Source organism: Frankia tisae, from assembly GCF_025403405.1.
Lineage (GTDB): Bacteria > Actinomycetota > Actinomycetes > Frankiales > Frankiaceae > Frankia > Frankia tisai.
The window spans coordinates 1-9,722 of record NZ_JANEZT010000262.1 but is presented as its reverse complement, the minus strand read 5'-3'; the positions used below and the strand labels follow the sequence as shown (position 1 = coordinate 9,722).

Here is a 9,722-nt window from a genome sequence, read left to right as displayed (position 1 = left end):
GGTGATCTGGTGGGAGGTGCGGGTGATCTGGAGGGCCTGGGCGGCGTGGGGGAACCCGAGCCCGGCCGGAACGGTGACGGCCTTCAGAGTGCGTGTCTCGATCCGGCCGCGGCCACGGCCGGTGGGGGTGTGCCCGACCGGGACGTCGGTCCACGGCAGCGTTGTCAACCGGGTGCGGACGGTGGGCTGGTTGCGTTTCACGGTGACCAGCAGGTGCGCTCCCCGGCCGTGGAGGTAGTCGGCGTGCGCGGTCTGCGCGTGCATCGCATCGACGGTGATCAGGGTGTCGGTCAGGTCGGGGATCCGCGCGGCAAGCTCGTCGACCACGGCGGCGAGGGAAAATGATGGCATCGGCGGGCACGGCCTTCCCAGGCGAAATGGCCCAGGGATGGAAGGCGCCCGGAGTAGGGCGTTGCCTTGCGGGCAGGCAGGAAGGACACGCCGGGCTACGCGTTTTCGATCGCTCTCAGCTTGCACACAGGTTGTGCGGTGAGCACCGAGGCCCCCGCAACGCTCGGCGAGGCGGGCGCCACCGGCGATCCCGCGCGCCGGGCATCGCCGGGCTGGTCGCCGTCGGCGCATGGACGTTTTCCCGTCAGTCCGGCGGACAGGGGCTGGCCGCTCCGGGCGGCTCGTCCGGCCGGACGAGCCGCTCCAGCAGGCTCAGCAGGTCGAGCCACCCGACGCAGGGTTCTGGTCCCGGTTCTCGCTCATCTGGCGCCCGGCACCGGCGGACGCAGCCGACTCCCGTGGAAGCTCTGGAAGGTTTGACATCCTCTCCGCCCTGAAGGGATCCGCGGCGCGGTGTGACAGCGGTCCGGTCGGACCCGTGGAGCCGGCTGGCCAACGCCACCAGGCCGGAGCCGACCTCGAGCGATCCCGGGATCGGGCCCGGATCAGCAGTTGGGCGATGGAGGCGAACGGCACCATCTGTTCGGTCTCGTCACCGGTGGCCGCCAGGACGGACACCTTGTCCAGCCCGTCGAGAAACTGACGCACCAGGGTTGTCTTCCCGACCCCCGATTCGCCTTCGATGACGACGACCTGAAGCCGGCCTCCGCGCGCAGCCACCAGCCGGGCGGTCAGCAGGGAAACCTCCGACCGCCGCAACACGCCGTCCATCCGCGTCACCCGCCGCAGGAAGGCCCGGTTCTCCCGGGCCCCGGTCCGAGATCCGACTCGGCGGGGGTGGGGCGGCCAGGTATCCCTGGTGAACGGGCGTGTCGCGGGCGAGACTGACACAATCTGCCACCGGCGCCAATGCCTGCAAGAGGCGAGCGCCGTAGCCGAGTGTGAATGACAGGAGTCGCCGCGTGTCGAACAGCCCGAGCCTGCCCTCCGCCCAGCCCTGGCGGCCCGACGTCACGGAGCTGGCCAGCTACGGCCCGTACTCCCGCCCGGCGCCGATGCCGATGCACTGGGAGCAGATCACCGCGCCCTGGTTAAGTGCGATGCTGGCCAACCGCTACCCGGGCATCGAGGTGACCGACCTGCGGACCGTGGAGCTGCGCAACACGCACACCACGAAGGGGCGGGTCGCCGTCACCTACAACGAGGTCGGCCGGCGGGCGGGCCTGCCCGCGCACCTGTGTCTCAAGGCGAACTTCACCGGCCGCGCGAACCCCATGGACATCTGCCAGGTGGAGGCGCGTTTCTACCACGAGCTGGTCGAGGGCAGCCGGATCCCGGCGCCGCGGTTCTACTACGCCGACTGGGATCCCGACGGCAGCGGCCAGGGGCTGGCGGTCCTCGAGGACCTCATCGAGCTCGGCGGCGAGTTCGGCAGCAGCTTCCAGCACATCGGGGTCGACGCGGTCGGCCGGGCGCTCGACGACATGGCGGTCCTGCACGGCAGCTACTGGGCGAGCCCCCGGCTCGACGCGGCGAGCTGGCTGCCCACCTCGATGGACACCCGCGGCGACTGCGACCAGGCCCGCATCATGTGGTGGCTGGTCGAGGAGAACCTGGGCCGCGATGTCTACATCTCCCGGCTGCCAGCCTGGATGGTCGCCGACCCGCAGCGTTTCCTGCGCGCCTACGACCTGCTCAACCAGTACGCTCGCGAGCAGACCGGGCCGCGCACGATCGTGCACGGCGACGCCTACCTCGGCAACACCTACCTGCGCCCGGACGGTCACCGCATCTGGTTGGACTGGCAGATGGTCCGCAAGGGCCACGCCTGGCGCGACGTCAGCTACTTCATGGTCGGCGCGCTCACCGTGGAGGAGCGCCGCGCCCACGAACGCGAGCTGCTGGCCCGCTACCGGGAGGCGCTGCTGGCCACGGGCGCGCGTGACGTGCCGGCCGCGGACGCGATCTGGGAGCAGTACCGGCGGTGGGCCATGTACGGGTTGCAGGCCTGGATGGGTACCAAGGACCACTGGGGGCAGGACAACCACACGATGATCGGGCGTTTCTCCGTCGCGACCGCCGACCTCGACACCCTGGCCCTGCTCGAGGCCCAGGCCGGCTGAGTGGACCGCCCCGACCCGGGTGCGGCGAACGAGTCGTTAAAACGGCGTGGTCGTTAAATTGACTTCTTCCAGAATAGGTGGCATCGTTCTGGGCATGCCCACCGACAGGGAAGCCGCGTTGCGCGGGGCCGGCCTGCGCGTGACAGGGCCGCGTCTCGCGGTGCTGGACGTGCTCGCCGAGCATCCGCACGCCACGGCCGACGCGGTGGCCGAGCAGGTTCGCGCCAGGCTCGGCACGGTCTCGAAGCAGGCCATCTACGACGTGCTGGCGGTGTTCGTCACCGCCGGCCTCGTCCGCAGGATCGAGCCCGCGGGCTCGCCGGCCCGCTTCGAGACCCGCACGGCCGACAACCATCACCATCTGGTTTGTCGTGTCTGCGGGCGGGTAGCCGATGTGGACTGCGTGACCGGCGCCCGCCCCTGTCTGGAGCCGAGTGATGACGCCGGGTTCGTGATCGAAGAAGCCGAAGTCGTGTTCTGGGGCGTGTGCCGTAGCTGCAGATCGGATGGTGTCCCTGCACGGTAAGGCGAGGAGGACATTGTGACCGCATACGAGACCCGTCCGACGACGACCGACGCCGGAGTGCCCGTCGCCAGCGACGAACACTCGTTGACCGTCGGGCCGGACGGCCCACTACTACTGCAAGATCACTATCTGCTGGAGCAGATGGCGAACTTCAACCGGGAGCGCATCCCGGAGCGCCAGCCGCACGCCAAGGGCGGCGGCGCGTTCGGCACCTTCCAGGTGACCCACGACGTCAGTGCCTTCACCCGGGCGGCGGTGTTCCAGCCCGGCGCCGAGACGGACGTCCTCATCCGGTTCTCGACCGTGGCGGGCGAGCGGGGCTCCCCCGACACCTGGCGCGACCCGCGCGGCTTCGCGGTGAAGTTCTACACCAGCGAGGGAAACCTCGACCTCGTCGGCAACAACACGCCGGTGTTCTTCATCCGGGACCCGCTGAAGTTCCAGCACTTCATTCGGTCGCAGAAGCGACGCGCCGACAACAACCTGCGCGACCACGACATGCAGTGGGATTTCTGGACGCTGTCCCCGGAATCCGCCCACCAGGTCACCTGGCTGATGGGCGACCGCGGCATCCCGCGCACGTGGCGGCACATGAACGGCTACTCGAGTCACACCTACATGTGGATCAACGCGGCAGGCGAGCAGTTCTGGGTGAAGTACCACTTCAAGACCGACCAGGGCGTCGAGTTCTTCACCCAGGACGAGGCCGACCAGATGGCGGCGATCGACACCGACTACCACCAGCGTGACCTGTACGAGCACCTCCGGGACGGGGAGTTCCCGAGCTGGACGCTGAAGATGCAGATCATGCCGTTCGAGGACGCGAAGACCTATCGGATCAACCCGTTCGACCTGACCAAGGTCTGGCCGCACGGCGACTACCCGCTGCACGAGGTCGGCCGCCTCACCCTCAACCGCAACGTCAGCGACTACCACACCGAGATCGAGCAGGCCGCGTTCGAGCCGAACAACCTCGTCGCCGGCACCGGCCTGTCCCCCGACAAGATGCTGCTGGCCCGCGGGTTCAGCTACTCCGACGCCCACCGCGCCCGGCTCGGGGTGAACTACAAGCAGATCCCGGTGAACTCGCCGAAGGTCCCCGTCCACAGCTACTCCAAGGACGGCGCGATGCGGGTGCAGAACGTCAGCGACCCGGTCTATGCGCCCAACTCCTACGGCGGCCCGGCGGCCCAGCCGGAGCTGACCGACGACGGCGGCCGCTGGCACGCCGACGGTGAGATGGTGCGCACCGCCTACACCCTGCGTCCCGACGACGACGACTGGGGTCAGGCCGGCACGCTGGTCCGCGAGGTCCTCGACGACGCCGGCCGGGCCCGGCTGGTCGACAACATCGTCGGACACCTGCTCAACGGCGTCAGCGAGCCGATCCTCGAGCGTGCCTTCGAGTACTGGCGCAATGTCGACAAGGATCTCGGCGGCCGGATCGAGGCGGGCGTGCGGGCCAAGCAGCACCTGACCGACCCGAAGGCCGCGCGGCAGGCCAACCCCGCCCGGTCAGACGCGCAGGCCAAGGCCTGAGCCAGGCGCGTCCGCCCCGCAGGATCGTGGTTCGTCGCTCGTCACCGACGCCGAGCAACGAACCACGACCGGGGCGGGCGGTGCCGGGTAGCGTGCCGACCATGCCTCTCGACGTGACGCCGCACCTGGACCCGGCCACCACCGCCATCGTGAACATGGAATGCCAGGAAAACCTGCTGGGCGATCGACCGTTACTGCCCGGCCTCGCCGAGTCCGCCCGGCGCACCGGACTGCTCGACAACCTGTCCGCGCTTTTCGACGCGGGCCGCAAGGTGGGCGTGCGGATCTACTACTGCACCGACGAACGGCGCCCCGACGGCTTCGGCTTCGCGCACAACACGTTCGTGAGTCTGCGGTCGTCCTCGGAGGCCGGTACCACCGGCGGGCAGGGTCCGGTGATGCCCCAGATCGCGCCGCGCCCGGAGGATGTCGTGTTCCGCCGGGAGCAGGGCCTCACCGGCTTCTTCGCCACCGGCCTCGACCAGTACCTGCGCAACACGAAGGTCACCACCCTGATCGTCACCGGCGTCTCGTTGAACATCGCCGTCCTCGGCACCGCGATCGAGGCGATGAACCTCGGCTACAAGGTCGTCGTCCCGCCGGACTGCATCGCGGGCGACCCGTACGAGTACGCCGAGCACGTCGTGCGCTACACCATGCGCAACATCGCCTTCGTGGTGCCCTCCACCACCATCACCGCCGCCTGGCGCTAGAGCCAGTGGGGCAGCAGCGGTGCGCACCAGCAGGCCGCCGCTGCCCCACCGGTCCGTGCCCGTCCCGCTGGCAGCGCCCCTGGGATCTCCCGCGCCGGTTATCCCGGCCGTGACGGGAGACACCTACCGGCAGGACCGACCCGTGGCGGTGAGCCCGAGCGAGGGAGGCGCGGCATGAGTGACGCCAGGACCGAGACCATCACCGGCGGTCATGGGGCCGGGGCGCAGGCCGGCCCGGATCCGCTCGGCATCTATTTGAACGACCACCTGGCCGGCTCCACCGCCGGGCTGCGACTCGCCCGCCGCACGGCGACGGCCCACCGCGCAACGCCCTTCGGTACCGCGCTGGCCCGGGTGGCCTCGGAGATCGCCGAGGACCGTGACGCGCTGCTCGAGCTGATGCGCGCGCTCCGCGTCCCCGAACGGAAGTACAAGATCGCCGCCGGCTGGGTCGCCGAGGCGGCGGGCCGGCTGAAGTCCAACGGTCGGATCGTGCGCCGCTCCGAGCTGAGCACGGTGATCGAGCTCGAGACGCTGCGGATCGGGGTGGCGGGCAAGGCGGCCGCCTGGCGCACCCTGAGTGCCGTGGCCGACCGCTACGACCGGCTCGACCAGGACCGACTCGACGTGCTGCTCGAGCGTGCCCGCAGGCAGGCGCAGGAGCTCGACGAGCTGCGGATCGCCGCCGCCCGGGCCGTCTTCGGCGGCACCGACCGGACCTGACTCGCGGTCGGGTCCGGCCGCGCCGCCTACAGGCCGAGGTCGCGGGCGATGAGCATCTTCTGCACCTCGCTGGTGCCCTCGCCGATCTCGAGGATCTTGGAGTCCCGCCAGTGCCGGGCCACCGGGTACTCGTTCATGAACCCGTAGCCGCCGAAGATCTGGGTGGCCTCCCGCGCGTTGGTGACGGCCGCCTCCGAGGAGAACAGTTTCGCCATCGCGGCCTGCTTCTTGAACGGCTGGCCGGCGAGCATCCGGGACGCGGCGTCGTAGTAGGCGGCCCGCGCGACGTACGTCCGGGTCTCCATCTCGGCGATCTTGAAGGCGATGGCCTGGTTGCGCCCGATCGGCGCGCCGAACGCCTCCCGCTCCTTGGCGTAGCGCACGCTCTCGTCGACGCACGCCTGGGCGAGACCCACCGACAGCGCCGAGATGGCGATGCGCCCCTCGTCGAGGATGCTCAGGAAGTTCGCGTACCCCCGGCCCCGCTCGCCGAGCAGGTTCTCCGCCGGCACCCGCACGTCGTCGAACGTCAACGGGTGGGTGTCGGAGGCGTGCCAGCCGACCTTCGAGTAGGCGGGCTGCGCGGTGAAGCCCGCGGTCGGCACCGGCACCAGGATCGCGGAGATCTCCTTGCGCCCGGCGGCGGTCTGCCCGGTCACCGCGGTCACCGTCACCAGCCGGGTGATGTCCGTGCCCGAGTTGGTGATGAACGCCTTCGACCCGTTGATGACCCACTCGTCGCCGTCGAGGCCGGCGGTGGTGCGGGTGCCGCCCGCGTCGCTGCCGGCGCCGGGTTCGGTGAGCCCGAACGCACCCAGCGCCCGTCCCGACGTCAGCAACGGCAGCCACTGTTCCTTCTGCGCGTCGGAACCGAACCGGTAGACCGGCATCGCGCCCAGCCCGACGCCGGCCTCCAGGGTGATCGCCACCGACGAGTCCGCCCGCGCGAGCTCCTCGATCGCCAGGCACAGGGTGAAGTAGTCCGCGCCCTGCCCGCCGACGGACTCCGGGAACGGCAGGCCGAACAGCCCCATCTCCGCCATCTGCGCGACGACCTCGTAGGGGAAGGTCTTCGCCTCGTCGTGGGCCGCCGCCGCCGGCGCCACGACCTCGCGGGCGAACTGTTCAACGAGCTTGCGCAGCGACTCCTGGTCCTCGCTCAGCCGGGTGTCGGGCATGATGTCCTCCTTCGGGATTCGGCTCGGGGATCCGGCTTCAGGACTCGGCCGGGGCCGGGTCGACGACGGCGAGCACCGCGTCGAGGATGACCTGCTCGCCGATGCCGACGAGGACGTCCTTGACCACGCCGGCGACCGGGGCGCCGACGGTGTGTTCCATCTTCATCGCCTCCACGACGACCAGCGGCGCGCCGGCGGCCACCTCGTCGCCGGCGGCGGCATGCACCGCGATGACGGTGCCGGGCATGGGGCTGCGGGCCTCGCCGCCGGCCTCGACGGTGGCCGTGGCCGAGCGGCGGCGGTGTTCGGACACGGGCCACGCGGCCCCGTCGGCGCCCAGCCAGAGCGTGGCACCGTCGGCGACGACCCGCCACCGGCGAGTGCGGCCGGCCAGGGTCACCACCAGCTCGCCGCCGGCCGACAGCCGGCTCCCCGGCTCGCCCGCGGCCGTCGTCCCGGCCCACTCCACGGCCGCCGGGATCGGCTCGCCGCCGTCGACGGCGACCAGCGCATCCGCGGGGGTGCCGCGGACGCCGACCTCGACCGGTCCGGCGAGGCCCGCGGCCGTGATCGTCCAGTGCAGCGACGAGTGCTCGCCGGGCCGCCATCCGCTGGGGACGTCCCAGGGGTCGACGAAGGGGGTGTCCGGCGTCAGCTCCAGCAGGCGGGCCAGCGCGTACACGGCCGGCAGGTCGGCTGTACCCGGGGCGGCGGCGACCAGGTCGTCGAGGTCCCGCTCGATCAGGCCGGTGTCGAGCCGGCCGGCGCGGGTGTCCGGATGGTCGAGCAGGGCCCGCAGGAAACCGATGTTGGTGGTCACGCCGAGCACGCAGGTCCGGGCCAGCGCCCGGTCGAGCCGGTCCAGCGCGGTGTCCCGGTCCGGCCCGTAGGCGATGATCTTGGCGAGCATCGGGTCGTAGGTGGACCCGACGGTGGTGCCGAGCCGCAGCCCCGAGTCGACCCGGACAGCCTGCCCGGACGGCTCGTCCAGCCGCAGGACCCGCCCGCCGGTCGGCAGGAAGCCGCGCGCGGGGTCCTCCGCGTACACCCGGGCCTCCACCGCGTGACCGGTCAGCCGGATGTCGGCCTGGGTGTAGCCCAGCGGTTCCCCGGCGGCGAGGCGGAGCTGTTCGGCGACGAGGTCGATCCCGGTCACCAGCTCGGTGACCGGATGTTCGACCTGCAGGCGGGTGTTCATCTCCAGGAAGAAGAACTCCTCCGGGTTCGCCGCGGCGACGAGGAACTCGACCGTGCCCGCCCCGGCGTAGCCGACCGAGGCGGCCGTGGCGACGGCCGCCGCCCCGATCCGCTCCCGCGTCTGCGGGGACAGCAGGACCGACGGCGCCTCCTCGACGACCTTCTGATGGCGCCGCTGCAGGCTGCACTCCCGCTCCCCGAGGTGGACGGTCGTGCCGTGCGCGTCGGCGAGGACCTGCACCTCGATGTGGCGGGGACGATCCACGAACCGCTCGACGAACAGGGTGTCGTCGCCGAACGCCGCGGCGGCCTCGCGGCGGGCGCCGGCGATCTCCGCCTGCAGCTGTGCGGCGTCCGCGGCGACCCGCATGCCCTTGCCCCCGCCGCCCGCGGACGGCTTGAGCAGCACCGGGTAGCCGATCTGCGCGGCGGCGTCGACCAGGTCGGCATCCGTCATCGCCGGGTCGTCGCGGCCGGGCACCACGGGCACCCCCGCGGCGGCGACCGCGCGCCGGGCGGTGATCTTGTCGCCCATCACCTCGACGGCGCGGACCGGTGGCCCGACGAAGACGATGCCCGCCTCGGCGCACGCCGCCGCGAACGCCGCGTTCTCCGACAGGAACCCGTAGCCGGGATGGACGGCCTGGGCCCCGGTGGCGACCGCGGCCGCGACCACCGCGGCGATGTTCAGGTAGGACTCGCGGGCGGGCGCCGGCCCGATCCGCACGGCCACGTCGGCCTCCCGCACGTGGCGCGCGCCCGCGTCGGCGTCGGAGTAGACCGCCACCGACTCGATGCCGAGCTCGCGCAGGGTCCGGATCACCCGGACGGCGATCTCCCCGCGGTTGGCCACCAGCACTGTCGAGAACATGCTCGCCCTCCCTGTCGTCGCCTTCACCTCCGTCGCGGTCACATCCGGAAGATGCCGTAGCCGGGCGGGTCCATCGGCGCGTTGGCCGCGACCGACAGCGCGAGCCCGAGCACCGTGCGGGTGTCGCGCGGGTCGATCACCCCGTCGTCCCACAGCCGGGCAGTCGAGTAGTACGGGCTGCCCTGCACCTCGTAGCGCTCGCGGATCGGGGCGCGGAAGTCCTCCTCCGCCTCGGCCGCCCAGTCCTGCCCGCGGGCGGCGTACTGCTCGCGGCGGACGGTGGCTAGCACCGCCGCGGCCTGCTCCCCGCCCATCACCGAGATCCGCGCGTTCGGCCACATCCACAGGAAACGCGGCGAATACGCCCGCCCACACATCGAATAGTTACCGGCGCCGAAGCTTCCCCCGATGACCACGGTGAACTTCGGCACCCGCGCACATGCCACCGCCGTCACCATCTTCGCTCCGTGCTTGGCGATCCCACCCGCCTCGTACTCCCTG

At 71.5% G+C, this 9,722-nt stretch carries 9 protein-coding genes and 1 pseudogene; 5 read left to right on the top strand and 5 right to left on the bottom strand.

Annotated features, from left to right (window positions below; genetic code table 11):
• Together NBZ85_RS21805 and NBZ85_RS33295 are read right to left on the bottom strand one after the other, a co-directional pair.
• Window positions 1-351, bottom strand: a pseudogene (locus NBZ85_RS21805) (ISAs1 family transposase); the annotation flags it as partial.
• A 312-nt stretch (window positions 352-663) separates the two neighbouring features.
• Complete coding sequence (locus tag NBZ85_RS33295) at window positions 664-1,122, bottom strand: AAA family ATPase (protein WP_368861422.1); 459 nt, start codon at window positions 1,120-1,122, stop codon at window positions 664-666.
• 191 nt (window positions 1,123-1,313) lie between these two features.
• Here NBZ85_RS33295 and NBZ85_RS21800 point away from each other — a divergent pair, with 191 nt between their 5' ends.
• The 5 genes from NBZ85_RS21800 (at window position 1,314) to NBZ85_RS21780 (ending at window position 5,975) form a co-directional block, all read left to right on the top strand.
• Window positions 1,314-2,474 carry a phosphotransferase family protein gene (locus NBZ85_RS21800; RefSeq protein ID WP_261554334.1) on the top strand — a complete coding sequence of 387 codons (1,161 nt, stop codon included), beginning with the start codon at window positions 1,314-1,316 and terminating at the stop codon, window positions 2,472-2,474.
• A 94-nt stretch (window positions 2,475-2,568) separates the two neighbouring features.
• Window positions 2,569-3,000 (top strand): Fur family transcriptional regulator, encoded by a 432-nt coding sequence (locus NBZ85_RS21795; RefSeq protein WP_261554335.1) that lies wholly within the window; start codon window positions 2,569-2,571, stop codon window positions 2,998-3,000.
• Between the two features lie 15 nt (window positions 3,001-3,015).
• On the top strand, window positions 3,016-4,539 hold the full coding sequence (locus NBZ85_RS21790; RefSeq protein ID WP_261554336.1) for a catalase: 1,524 nt from the start codon (window positions 3,016-3,018) through the stop codon (window positions 4,537-4,539).
• A gap of 101 nt (window positions 4,540-4,640) precedes the next feature.
• Window positions 4,641-5,252, top strand: coding sequence for a cysteine hydrolase family protein (locus NBZ85_RS21785; protein WP_261554337.1), 612 nt, complete (start codon window positions 4,641-4,643; stop codon window positions 5,250-5,252).
• A gap of 174 nt (window positions 5,253-5,426) precedes the next feature.
• Window positions 5,427-5,975, top strand: a complete 549-nt coding sequence (locus NBZ85_RS21780; RefSeq protein ID WP_261554338.1) for a hypothetical protein — start codon at window positions 5,427-5,429, stop codon at window positions 5,973-5,975.
• Window positions 5,976-6,001: 26 nt separating this feature from the next.
• Here NBZ85_RS21780 and NBZ85_RS21775 read toward each other — a convergent pair whose 3' ends face one another.
• The 3 genes from NBZ85_RS21775 to NBZ85_RS21765 all read right to left on the bottom strand — a co-directional run.
• Entirely contained in the window at window positions 6,002-7,153 is a 1,152-nt protein-coding gene (locus NBZ85_RS21775) for an acyl-CoA dehydrogenase family protein (protein WP_261554339.1), read from the bottom strand.
• 37 nt (window positions 7,154-7,190) lie between these two features.
• Window positions 7,191-9,221, bottom strand: a complete 2,031-nt coding sequence (locus tag NBZ85_RS21770; protein WP_261554340.1) for an acetyl-CoA carboxylase biotin carboxylase subunit — start codon at window positions 9,219-9,221, stop codon at window positions 7,191-7,193.
• A gap of 38 nt (window positions 9,222-9,259) precedes the next feature.
• On the bottom strand, window positions 9,260-9,722 hold a 463-nt coding region (locus NBZ85_RS21765; RefSeq protein ID WP_308205204.1), incomplete at its 5' end, for a carboxyl transferase domain-containing protein.